The following is a 20,091-nucleotide window of genomic DNA, read 5'->3' as shown; positions in this document are numbered from 1 at the left end:
GATTCCAGAGTTAAGCAAAGTCCTTGTGGGAGCGGGCTTGCTCGCGAATGCGGTGGGTCAGTCCACATCAATGCAGGCTGATACACCGCTTTCGCGAGCAAGCCCGCTCCCACAGAGGTCACTGCCCGGCGATCTGCGCCTTGGTATAGAACCCGTCCTTTTCCAGCAGGTCGATGTTGTCCTTGGTCAGCGGAGTTGGCGTGAGCAGGATGGTGTCGACTTTTTTGCTGCCATTGTCGTATTGCGAGCTGAAGGTGGGTTTTTCGTTGCGCGCCAGTTGTACCGAGAGCTTGGCGGCTTCCGAGGCGATCAGTTTCAGCGGCTTGTAGACGGTCATGGTCTGGGTGCCATCGATCACCCGCTTGACCGCTGCCAGGTCGGCATCCTGGCCCGAGATTGGCACCTTGCCGGCCATTTTCTGTGCGGCCAGGGCCTGGATTGCGCCGCCGGCGGTGGCGTCGTTGGAGGCGACGATGCCATCGATCTTGTTGTTGTTCCGGGTCAGGGCGTTTTCCACGATGCTCAGGGCTTCGGTGGGGTTCCATTCCTTCACCCACTGCTGGCCGACGATCTTGATATCACCCTTGTCGATGGCCGGTTGCAGCACTTTCATCTGGCCTTCGCGCAGGACCTTGGCGTTGTTGTCCGTAGGGGCGCCACCGAGCAAAAAGTAATTGCCCTTCGGCGCGGCCTTGAGCACGCCGCTGGCCTGCATCTCGCCGACTTTTTCGTTATCGAAGGAAATGTAGGCGTCGATGTCGGCGTTGAGGATCAGTCGGTCATAAGACACGACCTTGATCCCGGCTTTCTTGGCTTCGGCGACGGCGTTGGTCAGCACGGTGGCGTTGAACGGCACGATGACGATCACATCGACGCCACGGGAGATCAGGTTTTCGATCTGCGAGATCTGCTTCTGCTCGTTGGCATCGGCCGACTGGACGAAGACCTTGGCGTCGAGTTTTTCCGCCGCCGCGACGAAGTAGTCACGGTCCCGCGACCAGCGTTCCAGACGCAGGTCGTCGATGGAAAAGCCAATTTTCGGGTGCGCCGCATCGGCCATGACCGGAAGCGAGAGCAGGGCGAGGGCGCCAGCGAGTAACGTGCGTTTGAATGTTTTCATGGTGGTGCGTCCTTTTATTGTTGTTTGAAAGACACTGCCTGACGATGAGCGTGGTGCGGATAGAACTGTAGAGAGTCGCCGAGCGCTGTGGGCAGAGATTTGTCGCGAGAATGTAACAACCACTTTGGCGAATCGGATAAATCAAGGTTGTTTTTTCCGCGGGGCTGCTTCGCAGCCCAACGGGGATAAATCCCCTCGCCACAGCTCAGTCTATTGTCAGGGATAGATAAACCGGTTGACCACGTTCTCGAGCATCTCCTGCCGACCGCTGACGGCTTGCGGGTTCAACTCGTTGGCGAAGGCATGCTCGGCCAGTGAGGCGAGGCTGAACTCACCGGCCAATACCGCTTGGCCGAACGGTTGCTGCCAACCGGCGTAGCGTTGATCCTTGAATTGCTGGAGTTGATCGTTCTGCACCATGGCCGCCGCGCGCTCCAGAGCCAGGGCGAGGACGTCCATGGCGGCGATGTGGCCGTGGAACAGGTCGACGTCGTCCACGCTCTGGCGCCGGACCTTGGAGTCGAAGTTGAACCCGCCGTTGGTGAAACCGCCGGCTTTGAGAATCTCGTAGGTGGCCAGGGTCATTTCTTCGACGCTGTTGGGGAACTGGTCGGTGTCCCAGCCGTTCTGCGGGTCGCCACGGTTAGCGTCGATGCTGCCGAAAATCCCCAATGAGACGGCCGTGGCGATCTCGTGGTGGAAGCTGTGCCCGGCCAGGGTCGCGTGGTTGGCCTCGATGTTGACCTTGATTTCTTTTTCCAGGCCGTACTGTTGCAGGAAGCCGAACACCGTCGCGCTGTCGTAATCGTATTGGTGCTTGGTCGGCTCCTGCGGCTTGGGCTCGATCAGCAAATCACCCTTGAAGCCGATCTTGTGCTTGTGCTCGACCACCATGGCCATGAAGCGGCCCAGTTGTTCGCGCTCGCGCTTGAGGTCTGTGTTGAGCAGGGTTTCGTAACCTTCACGACCGCCCCACAGCACGTAGTTGGAGCCCTTGAGGCGTTGGGTGGCGTTCATGGCGCTGAACACCTGGGCGGCGGCGCAGGCGAATACTTGCGGGTCCGGGTTGCTGGCGGCACCAGCGGCAAAGCGCGGGTTGCTGAAGCAGTTGGCGGTGCCCCACAGCAGCTTGACGCCGGTCTGTTCCTGATGGCGTTCCAGCTGATCGACCATCTGCGCGAAGTGGTTGCGATACTCCTTCAACGAGTTGCCCTCGGGGGCGACATCGGTGTCGTGGAAGCAGTAATAGTCGATGCCCAGCTTGGAAAAGAACTCGAAGGCCGCTTCGGCCTTGCCGATGGCCAATTCCATGGGATCCCCGGTGCGCTGCCACGGGCGCTTGAAGGTGCCGGCGCCGAACACATCGGACCCCGGCCAGACGAAGGTATGCCAGTAGCAGACCGCCATGCGCAGGTGCTCGCGCATGGGTTTGCCGAGGATGAGCTTGTCGGCGTCGTAGTGGCGGAAGGCAAGGGACGAGGCACTGGCCGCCCCTTCGTAGCGAATCTTGTCGACACCGGGGAAGTACGGCATGGCGATTTCCTTATTGTTCTTGGCGGTGTCTCGATACTAACGCCGGCCCTGTGGCTGCTGATTATGAAAATCACCAACAGGCAGTTCGATTTTGAGTATTGAGATTCGACGTTCCGAGGCCTAGTCTGTCTTCACTGGCCTAGGGTAAAACCAATGAAAACCGTCCCGCCCGTCCACCGCATTGCCCTGTTGTTCAACGGCAGCAAGATCTACGACCGCGGCATCATCAGTGGCATCGGCAACTATCTGAGCAGCACCCGTGCGTCCTGGGACTTGTTCCTTGAGGAGGATTTTCTCTGTCGCTTGAAAGGCATCGAGCGCTGGCAGGGCGACGGGATCATCGCCGACTTCGACGACCCGCTGATTGGCGAGGCGTTGGCCGGAATCAAGCTGCCGGTCGTGGCGGTGGGCGGCTCCTATCAGGATGAACGCGCCTATCCGAAGGGCATTCCCTATGTCGCCACTGACAATGACGCGCTGATGAAGTTGGCGTACGAGCATTTGATCGAAGCCGGGCTGACGCGCTTTGCCTGTTTCAGCCTGCCGGAAGCGCAAGCCAATCGTTGGGCTCAGGAGCGGGAAAAAGCCTTTCGCCGGCTGTTGCAACGCGATGGCTTGCACGTCGAGGTCTATCGCGGCATGGGCACCAGCGCACCGCTCTGGGACAGCGCCGTCGAACAGCAGATCGCCTGGCTGCAAAGCCTGCCCAAACCCATCGGCATCATCGCCGTCAGCGACGCCCGCGCCCGACAACTGCTGCAAGCCTGCCTGACCGCCGGGATCGCCGTGCCGGAGCAAGTGGCCTTGATCGGCATCGACAACGACCCGCTGACCCGCAGCCTGACGCGGGTGCCGCTGAGCTCGGTGATCCAGGGCACCGAAACCATGGGCCGGACCGCCGCGCGCCTGCTCCACCAGATGCTGCACGGCATGCCGTCCACGGGCACGCAGATCCTGGTGCCGCCGGATGCGATCAACGTACAGGTTTCGAGCCTGCATCAACCGTTGGGCAATCCCTATGTCATGCAGGCATTGCTCTTCATCCGCCAATACGCCTGCCAGGGCATCAAGACCGCCCAAGTGGCGGCGTATGTGGGCGTGTCGCGCTCATCGCTGGAATCGCACTTTCGCAAGGCGCGCGGCTGCAGCGTTCACGACGAGATCCTGCGCTTCAAACTGGCCGCCGCCGCCAATGGCCTGGAAAATACCGCTGCGCCGATTGCCGACATCGCCCAGAATTGCGGCTTCAAATCGGCGCAGTACCTGCACACGGTGTTTCGGCGGGAGTTCGGCTGTACGCCGAGGGAGTATCAGCAGGGGGCTGGTGCAGCGGTTCGTTGAGCCGCTATGGCCGGCTTGCGCTTGTTTAAGTGGCACTGCCCCTGTGGCGAGGGAGCTTGCTCCCGCTCGGCGGCGCAGCCGTCGTAAAACCGGTAAATGCGGTGTCTCTGGTGAAACGCGGTGACTGGTTTGGGGCCGCTTCGCAGCCCAGCGGGAGCAAGCTCCCTCGCCACAGGTTCTGTATGTTCTTCAAGTGAACTGCATAAACGCAGTGAAGGATCCAAGGCCTGTCTCGGATGAGCAGGTTGCATGATCGAATTGTAGGGAAAGAGTTGAATGGCGTTCAGAGTGTTGGTGATCGGCGGATATGGAAACTTCGGCAGTATCGTTTGCCGACATCTGGCGGTGATGCCAGGCGTGGACCTGGTGATCTCGGGGCGCGCCCCCCACAAGTTGCAGGGCAAAGTCGATGAGTTGAAAACCCAATCGGGCAACGTGTGTGAAAGTTGGTGCGGCGACGCCATGGGCCCTGGATTCAAGTCTGTCCTGGGCTCGATGAACATCCAGCTGGTCATCCACACCGGCGGGCCGTTCCAGGGGCAATCCTATGCCGTCGCCGAGAGCTGCATCGAGGCGGGCGTGAGCTACTGCGACCTGTCCGACTCCAGGGCTTTTGTCTCTGGCATTGGTGTACTCGATGCCCGGGCAAGGCAGGCGGGTGTGGCGATCCTCAGTGGCTGCAGTTCGGTGCCGACGCTATCGGCGGCGATCATCGATCAGCAGCGCCATCGCTTCCAGCGCATCGACTCGATCGAACATGGTATTTCCTCGTCGGCCAAGATGCCCGGGCTGTCCACCGTCGAAGGCGTTCTTGCCTACGCGGGCAAACCGATCAAGCAACTCAAGGACGGCCACGTGCATGAAGTGTTGGGCTGGCAGGACCTGACGCTTCGCAACATGCAGTCCATGGGCTCTCGAGTCTTGGCCAATGTCGATGTACCGGACCTGGATATCTTCGCCGGCCGCTATGGCGCCCATACCCTGAGCTTCAAGGCGGGCGCAGGCCTGAAGCTTGGCGGTGTCGCCAACTACCTGCTGGCCCAGGCAATCAAGGTCGGGCTGGTGCGTGACCATGCCCCTTGGGCCGCAAGACTTCATCGCTGGGGGCTCTGGTTCGAGCGATTCGGCGATGGTAAAAGCGCGATGTACATCGATGTCCAGGGCATCGGGCTGGAAGGAAAACCCCTGTTCATGACGGCGCAGCTCACGGCGACGAATGACAAGGGCCCGGAAATCCCGAGCTGCGCCGCCGTTGCCTTGGCTGCAAAACTCGCCCAAGGGTACTTGCCCGAACCTGGCGCCCGGGCGTGCGTAGGCGAAATCACCGTCGATGAATACCTGACCGCCATCAACGATCCGGAAAACCTGAGCCTGTCCGTGCACTTTTCTGACGAGCAGCGCTGACCATTGGTTGGGCTATTGGGGTAGGAGGGCGGTCAGAGGGGCGCCTTCAAAAAACGCCGCTCATGATCTGGGTCCGGCAGAAGGCACGTGTCGTATTTTCCGAAGAGTCGATAGCGATTCAGCGCAATGCGATCGTAGGCCCAATCCCGAAGCGCTCGGGGGAAAATGCGTAAAAGCTTCACCGGTAGCCAGCGGGCGGGCAGTTGGGCGGCGACTTCGAAAAATGCATCCGAGCGCACCCAATAATGCCGGTCGCGAATCACCGCCATGGTGTCGAATTGATCCAGGGGCAAGCCTGCCCAGGCCAGTAGCGCCTGACCCTCGGGCGACTGTACGGCGGCCAACCGCACGCGTCGGTCGTGGTCATGGCGGATCAGGAACCTTGCCCAGCCATTGCACAGTTTGCACACACCGTCGAACAGGACCACCGTCTCGCCTGGCTTGAGTAATGGTGCGGGAGAGGGACGGATTTGGGAGGCTGGCATCAACGTGGGTCCAATAGGCACCTGATGATTCGGATCATACCCGGTTGTTCGGGAATCGGCTAAGCCGGGCGCAGCGCTTGGATTATTCGTATTGGCCTATCGAAAGGCCAAACCGATAATCGCGCTCTGTCCCTTCGTGCAGCGATAATTGCTCGATCAAGAAACCACACCGCTTGAGTACCTTGGCCGAGCCGATATTTTCAGCGTAGACGTTGGCCACCAATCGTTTAAGGTTCCAACGCACCTGGGCCTCTTGGATCAGATGCTGCACTGCCAGCGTTGCCAGCCCCTGTCCGCAAGCGTCTTGGGCAATCCGATAGCCAACTTCCGCTGACCGCTCGGCCATGTCGATACCTTTGAGGTTTGCTCGACCGATTATCTTTCCGTCAGGATCTTCGATGACAAACGGGTGCCAGGTACCGGCGGCGAAATCAGCCAGATACGTCGTGATGTGGTCACTGACACCCTGCACCGAGTAAAAAGCAGAATCGCGAGGGTCGATGTGGCGTTCGAACCATTCGCGGTTGTCCAGCTCGAAAGCCAGCAGCGCCTCAGTATCAGTCTTGTGCAGGGTACGAATGCTGATGGGCTTCATAAGATCGCTCTCTTTTCCGATTTATTGACCCACTAACGGGTAGTGCTTGATACGACACGCATAGCTGTTGCCATCGCCCTTGCACATACCATCCAGATATTGGTAATTGACCTGTACTGACTGCCCCTTCTTGGGCCATTGCCGGCGCGGAAGGGTGGATTGGTAATCAGGCGTTTCCGGAGTGAACGTCATCGTTGTCCCTTCCTCCGGGCATTCTGCCGTAGCAGAGGTCGAACTGACTTTCTCGATCCGCGCCTGTAGCTGCGGGTAGGGTTGTTTCAGTACCTCAAGGATACGAAGCTCCATGCGGCAAATCTGCCACGTTGCCGCTTGGACTGGCGTGCACAGCATCGGAAGCGTCAACGCAAACAGGACGTAAGCCATTGCTCGGATCTTCATCATTGCCCTTGCCTGGAAATAGTCAGCCGTGAATGGCATCGATCAACTGTAAAGCCCCATCAGGCGAAAAGACCAGTCGCTGCTCAGCGCGACAATCTCAGCCAGCGAATGCAGCAGTATCGGAACCAGCAGGCCGCCGCTGGCGATTCGCGCGATGGCGAATATGCACCCACATGCAAAGATCAGCACGACGGTTGTCCAGTTACCATATTGGATGTGAATGCCGGCGAAGATTGCCGATGTCGCGATGATCGCGATCCATTTCCAGGCAGGGCTGTTTTCATAGGGAAACAGACGCAGCAGGTAGTGGCGGAAAAACAGCTCCTCGGTGATGGGTGGAAACAGGATCAACGAAGCGATCTTGATCGCGCCTTGCCAACCGGTGAGACCTGTCAGGAGCTCGGCCATGAACGCCTCTTGAGGCAGCCCGAGCACGAAAATGGCGACCCCGCAAAGCAGGTAGGACGCGATGATGGCGAGCGCGCCAACCTTCAGGAACTTGATGGAGTCGCCGCGCAATTGGCTGCCCGCATCAGCACGGTATTGCCAGGCAAAAAGGGCGACCAGCAGGAGCGCAGCGATACCCGCGGTGGAGGCGAACGATAGGTATGAATGCAGCTCGGCAGGGAGGAAGAGCACGCTGGGTATGGCGGCCAGGAAAAACAACAAGGCGGCCAGCACGAACATCCCGACCCGGCGAAAGAACCGGTAACTCTCGAAGGTTGGCACAGGTGTGAACTCAGGAGCGGCACTTAGATTCGTCACAGTCACTCCATGAGTGCGAAGTAGAAAAAGGGCATGGTGCCAGTGTTTTTGAGCGCCGGGTATGGGTTCCTACAGGCTTTGTGGAAAAGTCGGCAGATTTGTTCTGGACGCTGAACGTTGGCCGCTGTCTTGATAAACCATCGCACTCCAATACTGGCTGCCGCTACGCTTTTGCCGAGTCCACCCCTCGGCCTCCAATTGCTTGGCGATCATTCGATTCATCCAGCCATGCCCCAGCAGCAGGACCGGGCCATTGTCGGCAAGTGCCAGCAGGCGTTGAGCGGCCCGGTTGGCGCGCACCCTCGCAGCAGACGCGGATTCAACCCGGCGTGAGTAACCGCATAACCATAAGACCCGGAGGATAAACGCCCAGGTAAAAGGCGAGAGCCTGGGCCGTTTCCAGCGGCCATAAGGCAGTTGCGCTTCACAGAAAAGCGTATCGATGACGCTGGGTTCCAGGCCAAGAGCCTGGGCGGAAGCCAGCGCGCGGGGCGCGCTGCTTGAAACGATCACCGTGGCGGTGGCGGCCAGTTGCTGGCTGGCGTGCGGCGCGGGGTGGTGGGTAATTTCGGACCGGTCGTAGTGTTCGATCCAGTCTTTCATATCGAGCGCTGACACTTTATCGGTCTCGACCAGTTTTGGCTGGCCGTGACGCATCAGGATTATTTCTCTGGGCACGGTCTTTTTGACGTCCTTGTGCTAGGTGCGTTTTCTTTGTGAGGCAAACGCCCTGTGGTTTTCAAACCAATCGTGATCGCGGTACCACGTCACGGTGTCGGTAATGGTGCGCTCCAGCGTTCGGAAACGCACGCCGAGCTCTTGTTCACTTTTGCTGTGATTGAAACGGGTGCGACCTTCTTCTCGTACCAGCAGGCGCAAGGTGGCCATGCTCAGCAGAATCGGTTTGCGGGTCATACGTGCATAGAGTTCTTGCACAGCTGCCAAGGTGTATAGAAGAGGCAGGGGCACTTGTCGAGCAGGTGTCTTGACGCCGGCTATGCGGCCAAGGACAGGCACCAGCTCGGCCATGGTCAGATGCCGGCCCGCCGCGAGATAGCGTTCACCTCGGCGTCCATGATCGGCAGCGGCAATCTGTGCCAATGCTACATCGCGGGCATCGACCACGGAAAAACTGCCGGGGATCAGCCCAGGCAACTTACCGTTCACGACATCGTTGACCAATTGTCCCGAGGACGTTGGGCCAATGTCGGCGGGACCCCACATCCACCCAGGCAGGACCATGCAGGCATGCATTTCAGGATGTTCTTCCAGAAACGACAAGATGACGCGGTCGGCGAGGATTTTGCTGCGGTAGTAGTCATCGGCGTCGGCCTCGGCCCGCAAACAGGTTTCGTCGATGGACGTACCGGGCGCCCCGTCGAGCACGGCGATGGATGAGGTATGGATGAAGCGTCGGATGCCGGCACGGAAAGCCTGGTGAATCAGCTCCCGTGTACCGATGACATTGATCTTTTCGAGCTTTTTCCAGTGGCTGCCGCCCTTGTAGTTGTCGCGAAAGAACGCCGCGGTATGAAACACCGTATCGCAGCCGTGCAACGCCGCTGCAAATGCCTCGACATTGGCCATGTCCCCGACGACCAGTTCTACACGCGGCAGGTTGCCGAACTGCAGTTCTCCTTTGGCCCTTGATCGAACCAGGGCTTTGACCGCGTAGCCCCGAGCGATCAATTCCCGCACCAGGTTGTTGCCCAGCAAGCCCGTGGCACCCGTGACGAAGACGCTGTACATGGTTCAAATTCTTCCAGTTGTTTCGAGGGCGTGTAGATATACCGACCAGGCTCCTCGCGAAAAACAGCGCCTACTGCATAATGGCTTTGCATATATGCAAACCAAGGGAAGGGATGACGCATGGCGTTGCAAGCAAATTGGGATGATCTTCGTCTGCTGTTGGCGGTGTCGCGGCGTGGCAGTTTTCTTCAGGCCGGGCAGTTGCTGGGTGTAGCGCCGTCCACGGTGTCCCGTCGTTTGACCCAACTTGAGCGGGCCCTGGGCGAGCCACTCGTGGAGCGGGGCGTTGAAGGGTGCCGGTTGACCCCACGCGGCCAATCATTGCAGGAGGTTGCCCTGGCTGCGGAGGCGGGCTTGAGGCGCCAGACCGTTACAAGCATGTCTGAGCCGCACACCGAGCTATCAGGCAATGTCATGGTCAGCGCTGGAGAGGGGTTTTCTTCCAGTGTGCTGGAGGCTGCCAGTCGCTTCACCTCGCTGCACCCGCAATGCTCGGTGGAGTTGCTGGCAACGGCTGACTTCCACAAGATCGTCCGCGGGGCGGCAGACATTGCGGTACGCACAGCTCACCTGGGCGAACCGTCGCTGATTTATCGGCTCATCGGCAGGTTCGCCTACGGTGTCTTCGCCACTGCCAGTTACCTGGAGCGGTTCCCCGGCATGACGCTGGCCAGTGCGGGCAACATTGCCCTGCTTCCGCCGTTGGACATGTTGCCGCAAATGCGTGCGGCCAAAGCCGCGGGCCTGGAGCGGGCGCAGATCAGCGTGAATTCTTTCACCGTACAGCTTGAATCGGTGCGGCGTGGCATGGGCGTGGGCGTGTTGCCGCGTATTTTGGCGAAGGACCTGGTCGAGGTGTTCCCGCAGATCGAACTTCCAGACATGGAGGTTTATCTGGTGACCCGGCCGCAGGCATTGAAACAGGCCCACATCAAATGTTTTTTTGCCATCCTGGAACAGGTGCTGATCGAAGCCGTTTCCATGGACAGCAGATAACCCCGTGGCGAGGGAGCTTGCTCCCGCTGGGCTGCGCAGCAGCCCCCTTCGCGAGCACAACCCAGCGCGAGCAAGCCCCCTCGCCACCATGAATCAACCAAGCCTCAATGATCTACCTTGCAGATTCAGCCCTTATCCTTGCTTCGACCCTCCACCAATCTGCCAGACATACGGCGGCTCGGTGCCATTGATTTCCCAGTCGCCAATGATGCGCTCCTTGTAGATCAGCGGGTTGTGCGAGGCGGCGGTGCGGGCATTGCGCCAGTGGCGGTCGAGGGCCTTGCTGGTGCTGGTGGCAGACGCGCCAAGGGCATTGAACAGATCACTGGTGGCGCGCAGCACCAGGTCTGAGATCACTACTTGGGCCTGGGCGGATTCCAGTTCGGCGGCGATGTTGGCGGTGTGCTCGGTCTCGGCGTTGCGGCCGAAGCGGCTTTCGTAGGCGCGTTGCGAGGCGCCCGCCGCACGCAGGGCGGTGGCTTCGGCGGCGTAGACCTAGGCCGAGGCCTTGCCGACTACTTGCTGCACTTGTACGTCCTGGCTCACTTGGCTGGCGTTGCCGGTGCTGAAGATCCGCGTGCGCTTGTTCACCTGCTCGGTGATGTCGCGTACGGCCGCGCGGCCGGAGCCGGTCAGTACGGCCAGCAGGACCAGTTGATAGAACGCCGTCTGGTACTTGAAGCGGGTGGCGAAGTCGATGAGGTTTTCTGCCTCGACCACGGCATTCTCGAACACCGACGTCCCGCTGCCCGTGGTGCGTTGGCCGAAACCGTCCCAATCGTCGCTTTGCTTGACGCCCGGCTGGTGCACATGGACCGCGGCGATCACGTCGGTGCCGTTGTCGTCACGCTGGGCATAGAGGTCGATCCAGTCGGCGAAGATACTGCCGGTGCTGTAGTACTTGGTGCCGTTGACGACCCATTGATCGCCCTGGCGGGAAACCCGGGTGCCGACTTCGCCGATTTTCACGGTGCCGATTTCAGTCCAGGCATTGCCCACCAGGTCACCCTCGACGAAGCGCTTGAACCAGATGTCCTGTGCGCTGCTGGCGTGGGCGTTGAGGCGATCCTCGACAAAGGCAAAGTGTCCGCGCAGGGCCTGGGGCAAGTTGGAGTCGGCTTCGGCCAACTCGATCAGCAATTGCAGCAGCTGCGGCAGCGAAGCCCCGGCACCGCCGAATTCGACCGGTACGCGCACGGCGCCAAAGCCGGCTTCCTTTAACCATTTCACTTGTTCGAAGGGCAGGCTGCGGGTCTGTTCACGCGCCAGCGCGCCGGCCTGGATGCGCGCAAAGATCGGCCGAAACCGTTCGGCCAAGGCCTGGTAGTCGGTGCCGGTGGACAGGATCGGCGGCAGGTGTTGTTGCTGTGCGGTCATGGCGATGTTCCTTTTTATGACGAGAGGGCGAGCAGGGCAAAGACCTGCCGTTGCCTGGAGCCATTGCACGGTCCATGCCTGCCGCCGAAGGCCCGTAAAACCTGGGTGTGCGCAGTACTCATCAACGAACGGACTGTCGGTCCGCGGACAATCTGTTGCGTGGCTGTGTGCTGGGCAACAGTCGCTGGCCGGGGCAACGACGCCCTTAGGTGTTGGCCAGGCAACAGTGGACCAACAGCTTGTCTGTCGGGCGACAGCTCGGAAATAGCCTGTGTTATCAACTGATTGATTATTAAGGGAATATCAAGGTGGCACGGTTGCTGCTCTAACCCTTGTGCGGACGCTGAGACGGCGTCTACCGGCATGAGGTAAGTGATGAGCAAGCAATTCAAAGTGGTAGCGGTGTCAGGCAGCGTGCAGCAACCCTCGCGCACCCTGGTCCTGCTCAAGGCACTGGTGGAAAGGCTCGGGCAGCAACTGCCGATCGAGGTGCGTTTGATCGAGTTGGCCAGGATCGGTCCGCAGTTCGCCGGCGTGCTGCGTCGCGAAGCGTTGCCTGCCGCCGTGCAAGAGGACCTGCGCGCCATTGAAAGCGCTGATCTGCTGATTGCGGCGAGCCCGGTCTATCGGGCGTCGTACACCGGCCTGTTCAAGCATCTATTTGATTTCGTTCATCACGAAGCCCTGAAAAACGTACCGGTGCTGTTGGCCGCGACAGGGGGGGCGGATCGTCATGCCTTGATCATCGATCACCAGTTGCGGCCGCTGTTCGGGTTCTTCCAGGCCCTCAGTCTGCCGGTGGGGGTCTATGCCTCTGAAGCCGATTTCACTCACTACCAGGTTTCCAGCGCGCAGGTGCTGGAACGCATCGAGCGGGCGGTCGAGTCAGCGCTGCTGAGCCTTGCCCCGGACGCCCGGCGCAGTGCCAGCGCCGCCTGATCAATCTCTTCATTTCAACGAGCCGTGGAGTACATGCAATGAGCCAGGACACGATCAAATTTGCTTACTGGGTGCCCAATGTCAGCGGAGGGCTGGTGGTCAGCAAGATCGAACAGCGCACCGATTGGGGAATCGACTACAACCGCAAGCTTGCGCAAATCGCTGAGGCGGCGGGCTTCGACTATGCCTTGTCCCAGGTACGCTTTACCGCCGGTTATGGTGCCGAATACCAGCACGAGTCCGTGGCATTCAGTCACGCCTTGCTGGCCGCCACCACACGCTTGAAAGTCATCGCGGCGGTGTTGCCGGGGCCGTGGACGCCTGCGGTGCTGGCCAAGCAGATCGCGACCATCGATCAACTGACCGGCGGCCGGGTGGCGGTCAACGTGGTGTCGGGTTGGTTCAAGGGCGAGTTCACCGCCATTGGCGAACCGTGGCTCGAGCACGATGAGCGCTATCGCCGCTCCGAAGAGTTCATCACGGCGCTCAAGGGCATCTGGACCACCGACAACTTCACTTTTCGCGGGGATTTCTACCGCTTCCATGACTACACCCTCAAGCCAAAGCCGTTGCAGCAGCACCCGGAAATCTTCCAGGGCGGCAGCTCCCGTGCGGCGCGGGACATGGCCGCCCGTGTTTCCGACTGGTATTTCACCAACGGCAATACGGTCGAAGGCATCAAGGCCCAGGTCGACGATATCCAGGCGAAAGCTGCCGCCAACAACCACAAGGTCAAGGTCGGGGTGAACGCGTTTGTCATCGCCCGCGACACCGAGGAAGAAGCGCGCGCGGTGCTGGCCCAGATCATCGACCAGGCCGATCCCGAAGCGGTCAATGCCTTCGGCGATGCGGCTAGACAGGCCGGCAAGTCCAGCCCGGAAGGCGAGGGCAACTGGGCCAAATCCAGCTTCGAGGACCTGGTGCAGTACAACGATGGCTTCAAGACGAACCTGATCGGTACGCCGCAGCAGATCGCCGAGCGGATCGTCGCGCTCAAGGCCGTAGGGGTCGACCTGGTGCTTGCCGGCTTCCTGCACTTCCAGGAGGAAGTCGAATATTTCGGCCGCAAGGTCCTGCCGCTGGTGCGTGAACTGGAGCAACGCAAAGTGGCGGCCAGAACGGCAGCCGTCGCTTAAGGGCGGGAGGGATCATGGGCACGCTCATCGACACATCGCACGAGATTGCGGCCAGTCTGCCCCAGTGGCTGCAGCAGCAGGCGCACTGGCATGGCAGGGACGTCGCTCTGCGCCATAAGCACCTGGGTATTTGGCAGACGCGAAGCTGGCGGCAACTGGCCGACGAGGTGCATAGCCTGGCGAACGCCTTGCACTCCCTCGGTTTTTCGGTGGGCGCGACCCTGACGATCATCAGCCGTCCCCGGCCGCAGGCGCTGCTGGCTGCGTTGGCTGCGCAGTGGCTGGGGGGCGTGGCGAGTTTGCTCGATCCGTTGGAGGCTTCGACCACGCCGCTGCTCGGTGAGTTGCAGCCGGATTTCGTACTGGCCGAAGGACAAGCGGAGATCCTTCGTTTGCGCGATGCCCAGGTCATCCCGCGCGTGCTGATTTATGTCGACGGGCGTGGCCTTTCTGATTCAATACCTTTCGATCAAATGCTCGAGTACTCGGCATTGGTTGCCCAGCCGCCACCCGCCGAACTGGCACCGCAAGCGCGATCGCTCCATACGGCGTTTGTCTTCTACCGCCGGGGCCCCCAGGCCATCGAGCAGCAACGCATCAGCCACGCCGAGCTGTTGCAGGAAGGTCGGCGGTTGGTCCGGCGCGAAGGGCTGGGACGGCAGGAAGAAGCGCTGGCAGCCCGGGCTTTCGCCTCTGGCGGCCAGGCCCGCTACTTGTTGGCACCTTGGCTGATCGCCGGTTTTTGCCTGAATTTTCCAGAGAACCTGGCCACCCGTGATCGCGACCGACGTGAGTTGGGCCCAACGCTGGTGGCCGGGACGCGGGAAACCTATGCGCGTTTACACGGGGATGCGCTGGAACGTTTACCGGAAGCGGGTAGTCGCCAGCGCAGGCTAGTGGATTGGGCCCTGGCAACGCATCCGAGCCTGTTGCAACGGCATCTGGGCCACTGGCTGGTTCGACGGCCCTTGTGTGACGTCCTGGGATTTTCTCGCACTCGCGTGCCGTTGCTGGTGGGTGAACCACTGTTGCCCGACACCCAGGCATTTTTCGAGGCCTTGGGGATCAAGGTCCGCCATTGGCGCGATTCGACCCAGTGGGATGCGCCCACGATGACCACGAAAATAACCACCGATGATTGGCTCGAACGCCATTCGCAACTGGCCTGAGAGGAGGCGACCCATGACACGGACGGCCGCCACGCACTTGCTGGAGCTGGAGCATATTTCACTGTCGTTCAAAGGCGTCAAGGCGGTCACCGACATCAGCTTTCGTGTTGCCGCGGGTGAGATCTGCGCCTTGATCGGCCCCAACGGTGCCGGCAAGAGTTCGTTGTTGAATGTCATCAGCGGCGTGTACCACGCCCAGGACGGGCGCATACGGTTTGACCGGCAAGAGCGGCGCAGGATGCGTGCCCACGATGTGGCGGTGCGCGGTATCGCCCGCACGTTCCAGAACATCGCGCTGTTCAAGGGCATGAGCGTGCTCGACAACGTACTCACCGGGCGCAGCCTCAAGCGACGCAGCACCTGGGTTGAACAGGCCCTGCGAATCGGTCGCGCTCGGGCCGAGGATGATATCCAGCGCGAAGCGGCGGAGCGGGTCATCGCGTTCCTGCACTTGCAGCCTTGGCGCGATGTGCTGGTCGGCCAATTGCCCTATGGCTTGCAGAAACGGGTGGAACTGGCCCGGGCGCTGGCGGCGGAGCCTCGGCTGTTGCTGCTGGACGAACCCATGGCCGGGATGAATGCCGAGGAGAAGCGGCAGATGAGCCGCTTCCTCCTCGACATCAATCGGGAGCTGGGCACTACCGTGGTGTTGATCGAGCACGATATCGGCGTGGTCATGGGCATCAGCGATCACGTGGTGGTGCTCGATTACGGTCGCAAGATCGGCGATGGCTCGCCCGAAGAGGTACGGCAGAATCCCGAGGTCATTTCGGCTTACCTGGGCACTCGACACTGACATTGATTATTCGGCGCTTTCCCGTCAGGGAGGGCAGGCAAGTTGCGCCCGCAAAACAGGAACAGGCATGGAATTTTTCTTTGAAGTATTGATTGGCGGGCTGTTGGCGGGGGTGATGTACGCCTTGGTGGCCATCGGGTTTGTGCTGATCTACAAGGCCTCCGGCGTGTTCAATTTCGCCCAGGGGGCGATGGTGCTGTTTTCGGCACTGACCTTCGTCAGCCTGCTGGAGCGTGGGGTGCCGTTCTGGCTGGCGTTCCTCATCAGCCTGGCGGCGATGGTGCTGATCGCGGTGGCGGTGGAGCGTGTGGTGCTGCGCCCGTTGGTCAACCGCTCGCCCATCACCCTGTTCATGGCCACCCTCGGACTCTCCTACGTCATCGAAGGCTTCGCCCAGGCGCTGTGGGGCGCCCAGGTGCACGGCCTGGACCTGGGCATCAGCGACGAACCGCTGGAACTGGGCGGGATGTTGTTGTCGCAGTTCGACATTTTTGCCGCGTTGACGGCGGCCGGATTGGTGTTGCTGTTGTCCTGGCTGTTCAACAAGACCCGGCTGGGGCTGGCGTTGCGGGCGGTGGCCGACGATCCACTGGCGGCGTTGGCCGTGGGCATTCGCTTGCAGCGAGTCTGGGTGGTGGTGTGGGCGGTGGCGGGGTTTGTCGGGCTGGTCGCCGGCCTGCTCTGGGGCGCGCGCCTGGGCGTGCAGTTCTCGCTTTCGCTGGTGGTGCTCAAGGCCTTGCCGGTGCTGATCATTGGCGGCTTTACCTCCATCAGCGGGGCGATTGTCGGTGGGCTGATCATCGGCGCCTCGGAAAAGCTGGCGGAGGTGTACCTCGGGCCCTTTATCGGCAGCGGCATCGAGAACTGGTTTCCCTACGTGCTGGCGCTGCTGTTCCTGCTGGTGCGTCCGGCGGGGTTGTTTGGCGAACGGGCCATCGAGCGGGTCTAGGGGAGGCGCATCATGTTGTATCGAGAAGCAGGCCAGTTCAGCACACGCTATGCCCAGGATCGCCGGGTCTTCGCCCTGCGCCAGGACCGTCAGGGGCTTGTCGCGCTCTTGCTGTTTGCCTTCGTCGTGGTGCCTTGGCTGGGTAACGATTACTGGTTCAGTGCGATCCTGATTCCCTTCCTGGTGCTGTCCCTGGCCGGGTTGGGGCTCAACCTGCTGACCGGTTATGCCGGGCAGTTGTCCCTCGGTTCCGCGGCGTTCATGGCGGTCGGGGCCTTTGCCACCTACAACCTCGAAGTGCGTGTCGCGGCCTTGCCGTTGTTACTCAGCATTGCCCTGGGCGGGTTGACGGCGGCCTTGGTGGCGGTGCTGTTCGGCTTGCCGAGCCTGCGCATCAAGGGCTTCTACCTGCTGGTCTCGACCCTGGCGGCGCAGTTCTTCGTGACCTGGGCGTTGACCCGCTTCAGCTGGTTTTCCAATAACAGCGCCTCGGGCGTGATCAGCGCGCCACGCCTGGAGGTCTTCGGGGTGAACCTGGACGCACCCGTCGGGCGCTATCTGTTGACCCTGACGGTGGTCGTGGCGCTGTTCTGGCTGGGCAAAAACCTGGTGCGCAGCGAGTTGGGGCGCAACTGGATGGCGGTGCGTGACATGGACACCGCCGCCGCGATCATCGGCATTCCCTTGGCGAAAACCAAGTTGCTGGCGTTCGCCATCAGCGGGTTTTTCCTTGGGGTGGCGGGCGCCCTGTGGGCCTTCGCTTACCTGGGCACCGTGGAGCCCCATGGTTTCGATCTCAACCGGTCGTTCCAGATCCTGTTCATCATCATTATCGGTGGCCTCGGCAGCCTGCTGGGCAACTTCCTCGGGGCAGCCTTCATCGTCCTGTTTCCTGTCCTGCTCTCTAACCTGGTGTCGCTGCTGCCCGGCGGCCTGGTCGATGCCGGCCAGGTGGAGAACCTGCAGAAGATGATATTCGGCGCCTTGATCATTGTGTTTTTGATCAAGGAACCAGAGGGCCTTGCGCGCCTCTGGCAGACATTTCGCGAGCGTGCACGGCTGTGGCCGCTGCGCTACTGAGCGAACCGCACCACGCAGGTTTCACTTCCATTCTGTTGGCTTATCACTGGCTTCATTACAAGGAAAATCCGATGTTCAAACGATCAATCGCCAGCAGTCTGGCGTTAGTGTTCAGCCTCACCGCCGCCGCCTTCACGGTCCAGGCGGACAATGAACAATACTTCCCGTTGCAAAGCTATCGCGTCGGTCCTTATGCGGCCGGTGGGACCGGTTTTTTCGGCGGCTTCATCGACTACCTCAAGTACGTCAACGCCAACGGCGGGGTGAACGGCGTCAAGCTGACCTGGAGCGAATGTGAAACCGAGTACGTGGTGGAGAAAGGTGTCGAGTGCTACGAGCGCCTGAAGAAAGGCTTGAACGGCGCACCGGCGGCGGCCACCAACCCGCTGTCGGTGGGCATCGCCTACGCTACGCTGGAGCGTTCGACGGCCGACAAACTGCCGCTGATCACCATCAACCACGGGCGCACGGATTCCACCGATGGCAGTGTGTTTCCCTACGTCTTCCCGTTGCAGCTGAACCCTTATTCCGAAGTGTCGGCGATCATCAACTACATCGGCCAGCGGGCGGGTGGGCTGGACAAACTCAAGGGCTTGAAGATCGTCACCCTGTATCACGGCTCACCCTACGGCAAGGAAACCAATGAGGTGTTGCAGACCCTGGCGGACAAGTACGGCTTTGCGCTGACCCTGCTGGAGGTCCCGCACCCGGGCAACGAGCAGCAGTCGCAATGGCTGAATATCCGCCGGGAAAAACCCGACTGGGTGATCTTGCGCGGTTGGGGCGTGATGAACCCGGTGGCGCTGAAAACCGCGCAGAAGGTCGGCTTCCCGGCTGACCACATCATCGGCAATATCTGGAGTAACTCCGAGGATGACGCCGCGCCGGCCGGTGCCGCGGCCAAGGGTTTCATCGCCATCACCACGCACCCATCGGGCACCGATTTCCCGGTGTTGCAGGGCATCAAGCAGCAAGTGGTCGATGCCGGCAAGGGCGACCTGGCCGACCCCAAGCGTTTCGGCACCGTGTACTACAACCTCGGCGTGGTCAACGGCATCCTCAACGTCGAAGCCGTGCGCATCGCCCAGCAGAAGTTCGGCAAGCAGCCGCTGACCGGTGAGCAGGTGCGCTGGGGCTTCGAGCACCTCAAGCTCGACGACGCCCGACTCAAGGAACTGGGGGCGTTGGGATTGGTTCAGCCGTTGCAGTTGTCCTGCTCGGACCATGAAGGCGGTGGCGCGGTGCGCTTCCAGCAATGGGACGGTACTCAGTGGAAGTTGATCAGTGACTGGGTCCAGGCCGACCGCGCCTTGTTGCGGCCGATCATCGAAGCTTCTTCGCACCAGTACGCCCGGGAAAGAGGCATTACCCCGCGCGATTGCAGCAAGGAATCCTGAGGCATCGCGGCGACCCGGGCGCAAGCGTCCGGTCGCTACCCGAAGAGGCGAAACCGCATGACGACGAACACACCAATCCTGCAGGTCGACGATATTGAAGTGCTCTACGAACAGACCATCCTGGCCGTGCGCAGCGTGTCGCTGAACGTCGCCAAAGGACAGGTCGTGGTGCTGCTGGGCGCCAATGGCGCGGGTAAAAGCACCACGCTGAAGGCGGTTTCCAACCTGGTACGCGCCGAACGCGGTGAGGTGGTACGGGGGCGGATTGTCTATCAGGGGCAGGAGGTGACCCACAGTGCCCCGCACACCTTGGCGGCGAATGGCCTGGTGCAAGTGCTGGAAGGGCGGCATTGCTTTGCCCAGTTGAGCGTGGAGGAAAACCTCCTGACTGGCGCGCTGGCGCGGCGGGTTCCGCGACGCCAGCTCCTGTCCGCCCTGGAGCGGGTGTACGCGCATTTTCCGCGCCTGAAATTGCGCCGCAAAAGCCTGGCCGGCTACACCTCGGGAGGCGAGCAACAGATGATCGCAATAGGCCGTGCGCTGATGGCCGAACCGCAACTGGTCTTGCTGGACGAGCCGTCGATGGGGTTGGCGCCGCAGATTGTCGAGGAAATCTTCGAGATCGTCCGGCAACTCAATCAGCGTGATGGTGTGAGCTTCTTGATTGCCGAACAGAACATCAACACCGCGCTGCGTTACGCCCACCATGGCTACGTGTTGGAAAGCGGTCGTGTGGTCAGTGAAGGCAGCGCCGAGCAACTGGCAGCCCGCAGCGATCTCCAGGACTTTTACCTGGGCGCGCGGGCAGCAGCGCTGTGAGCACCGCTGAACCTGTGGCGAGGGGACACACCTGGCTCCTGT

19 protein-coding genes and 1 pseudogene are annotated in these 20,091 nt (G+C 61.0%); 11 read left to right on the top strand and 9 right to left on the bottom strand.

The annotated features are described in order from the left end of the window. Positions 1-118: 118 nt before the first annotated feature. Together xylF and xylA are read right to left on the bottom strand one after the other, a co-directional pair. Positions 119-1,120 carry a D-xylose ABC transporter substrate-binding protein gene (gene xylF, locus CD58_RS15760; protein WP_025213958.1) on the bottom strand — a complete coding sequence of 334 codons (1,002 nt, stop codon included), beginning with the start codon at positions 1,118-1,120 and terminating at the stop codon, positions 119-121. 216 nt (positions 1,121-1,336) lie between these two features. Beyond that, positions 1,337-2,653: a xylose isomerase gene (gene xylA, locus CD58_RS15755; protein ID WP_025213957.1), complete on the bottom strand. Its 1,317-nt coding sequence runs from the start codon at positions 2,651-2,653 to the stop codon at positions 1,337-1,339. 153 nt (positions 2,654-2,806) lie between these two features. Between xylA and CD58_RS15750 the strand changes: the two genes are divergently transcribed. Together CD58_RS15750 and CD58_RS15745 are read left to right on the top strand one after the other, a co-directional pair. Further along, complete coding sequence (locus CD58_RS15750) at positions 2,807-3,994, top strand: XylR family transcriptional regulator (RefSeq protein WP_025213956.1); 1,188 nt, start codon at positions 2,807-2,809, stop codon at positions 3,992-3,994. A 276-nt stretch (positions 3,995-4,270) separates the two neighbouring features. Beyond that, entirely contained in the window at positions 4,271-5,398 is a 1,128-nt protein-coding gene (locus tag CD58_RS15745) for a saccharopine dehydrogenase NADP-binding domain-containing protein (protein WP_025213955.1), read from the top strand. Positions 5,399-5,430: 32 nt separating this feature from the next. Here the strand turns inward: CD58_RS15745 and CD58_RS15740 are convergent, their stop codons facing one another. The 6 genes from CD58_RS15740 to CD58_RS15715 form a co-directional block, all read right to left on the bottom strand. Further along, complete coding sequence (locus tag CD58_RS15740; protein ID WP_025213954.1) at positions 5,431-5,883, bottom strand: thiol-disulfide oxidoreductase DCC family protein; 453 nt, start codon at positions 5,881-5,883, stop codon at positions 5,431-5,433. 82 nt (positions 5,884-5,965) lie between these two features. Further along, a complete protein-coding gene (locus CD58_RS15735; protein WP_025213953.1) occupies positions 5,966-6,478 on the bottom strand; it encodes a GNAT family N-acetyltransferase in 513 nt (170 codons plus the stop codon). 21 nt (positions 6,479-6,499) lie between these two features. Continuing rightward, positions 6,500-6,877 (bottom strand): hypothetical protein, encoded by a 378-nt coding sequence (locus CD58_RS15730; protein WP_025213952.1) that lies wholly within the window; start codon positions 6,875-6,877, stop codon positions 6,500-6,502. A 42-nt stretch (positions 6,878-6,919) separates the two neighbouring features. Further along, positions 6,920-7,642: a CPBP family intramembrane glutamic endopeptidase gene (locus CD58_RS15725; RefSeq protein ID WP_025213951.1), complete on the bottom strand. Its 723-nt coding sequence runs from the start codon at positions 7,640-7,642 to the stop codon at positions 6,920-6,922. Between the two features lie 69 nt (positions 7,643-7,711). Next, the gene (locus CD58_RS15720; protein WP_049866960.1) at positions 7,712-8,299 is read right to left on the bottom strand and encodes a histidine phosphatase family protein; all 588 of its coding nucleotides are present in this window, start codon (positions 8,297-8,299) and stop codon (positions 7,712-7,714) included. 42 nt (positions 8,300-8,341) lie between these two features. Then, a complete protein-coding gene (locus CD58_RS15715; RefSeq protein WP_025213949.1) occupies positions 8,342-9,391 on the bottom strand; it encodes an SDR family oxidoreductase in 1,050 nt (349 codons plus the stop codon). Between the two features lie 120 nt (positions 9,392-9,511). On the opposite strand from CD58_RS15715, the gene CD58_RS15710 reads away from it, so the two are divergent. Further along, entirely contained in the window at positions 9,512-10,387 is an 876-nt protein-coding gene (locus CD58_RS15710; protein WP_025213948.1) for a LysR family transcriptional regulator, read from the top strand. Positions 10,388-10,519: 132 nt separating this feature from the next. On the opposite strand, the pseudogene CD58_RS15705 reads toward CD58_RS15710, so the two are convergent. After that, positions 10,520-11,764 (bottom strand): annotated as a pseudogene (locus tag CD58_RS15705) (acyl-CoA dehydrogenase family protein). A gap of 375 nt (positions 11,765-12,139) precedes the next feature. Here CD58_RS15705 and msuE point away from each other — a divergent pair. The 8 genes from msuE to CD58_RS15665 all read left to right on the top strand — a co-directional run bounded on the left by msuE (position 12,140) and on the right by CD58_RS15665 (position 20,049). Then, positions 12,140-12,703: an FMN reductase gene (gene msuE / locus CD58_RS15700; RefSeq protein WP_025213947.1), complete on the top strand. Its 564-nt coding sequence runs from the start codon at positions 12,140-12,142 to the stop codon at positions 12,701-12,703. A 38-nt stretch (positions 12,704-12,741) separates the two neighbouring features. Then, positions 12,742-13,839: a dimethylsulfone monooxygenase SfnG gene (gene sfnG / locus CD58_RS15695; RefSeq protein ID WP_025213946.1), complete on the top strand. Its 1,098-nt coding sequence runs from the start codon at positions 12,742-12,744 to the stop codon at positions 13,837-13,839. Between the two features lie 14 nt (positions 13,840-13,853). Next, positions 13,854-15,008: an AMP-binding protein gene (locus tag CD58_RS15690; protein ID WP_025213945.1), complete on the top strand. Its 1,155-nt coding sequence runs from the start codon at positions 13,854-13,856 to the stop codon at positions 15,006-15,008. A 13-nt stretch (positions 15,009-15,021) separates the two neighbouring features. Continuing rightward, the gene (locus CD58_RS15685) at positions 15,022-15,804 is read left to right on the top strand and encodes an ABC transporter ATP-binding protein (protein WP_025213944.1); all 783 of its coding nucleotides are present in this window, start codon (positions 15,022-15,024) and stop codon (positions 15,802-15,804) included. A 67-nt stretch (positions 15,805-15,871) separates the two neighbouring features. Next, on the top strand, positions 15,872-16,753 hold the full coding sequence (locus CD58_RS15680; protein ID WP_025213943.1) for a branched-chain amino acid ABC transporter permease: 882 nt from the start codon (positions 15,872-15,874) through the stop codon (positions 16,751-16,753). A 12-nt stretch (positions 16,754-16,765) separates the two neighbouring features. After that, complete coding sequence (locus tag CD58_RS15675) at positions 16,766-17,833, top strand: branched-chain amino acid ABC transporter permease (RefSeq protein WP_025213942.1); 1,068 nt, start codon at positions 16,766-16,768, stop codon at positions 17,831-17,833. Positions 17,834-17,904: 71 nt separating this feature from the next. After that, a complete protein-coding gene (locus tag CD58_RS15670) occupies positions 17,905-19,230 on the top strand; it encodes an ABC transporter substrate-binding protein (protein ID WP_025213941.1) in 1,326 nt (441 codons plus the stop codon). 57 nt (positions 19,231-19,287) lie between these two features. Further along, on the top strand, positions 19,288-20,049 hold the full coding sequence (locus tag CD58_RS15665; RefSeq protein WP_025213940.1) for an ABC transporter ATP-binding protein: 762 nt from the start codon (positions 19,288-19,290) through the stop codon (positions 20,047-20,049). Positions 20,050-20,091: the final 42 nt, after the last annotated feature.

It is taken from the genome of Pseudomonas brassicacearum (assembly GCF_000585995.1).
GTDB lineage: Bacteria > Pseudomonadota > Gammaproteobacteria > Pseudomonadales > Pseudomonadaceae > Aquipseudomonas > Aquipseudomonas brassicacearum_A.
The sequence above is the reverse complement of the archived record's forward strand: the minus strand, read 5'-3'. Positions and strand labels throughout refer to the sequence as shown.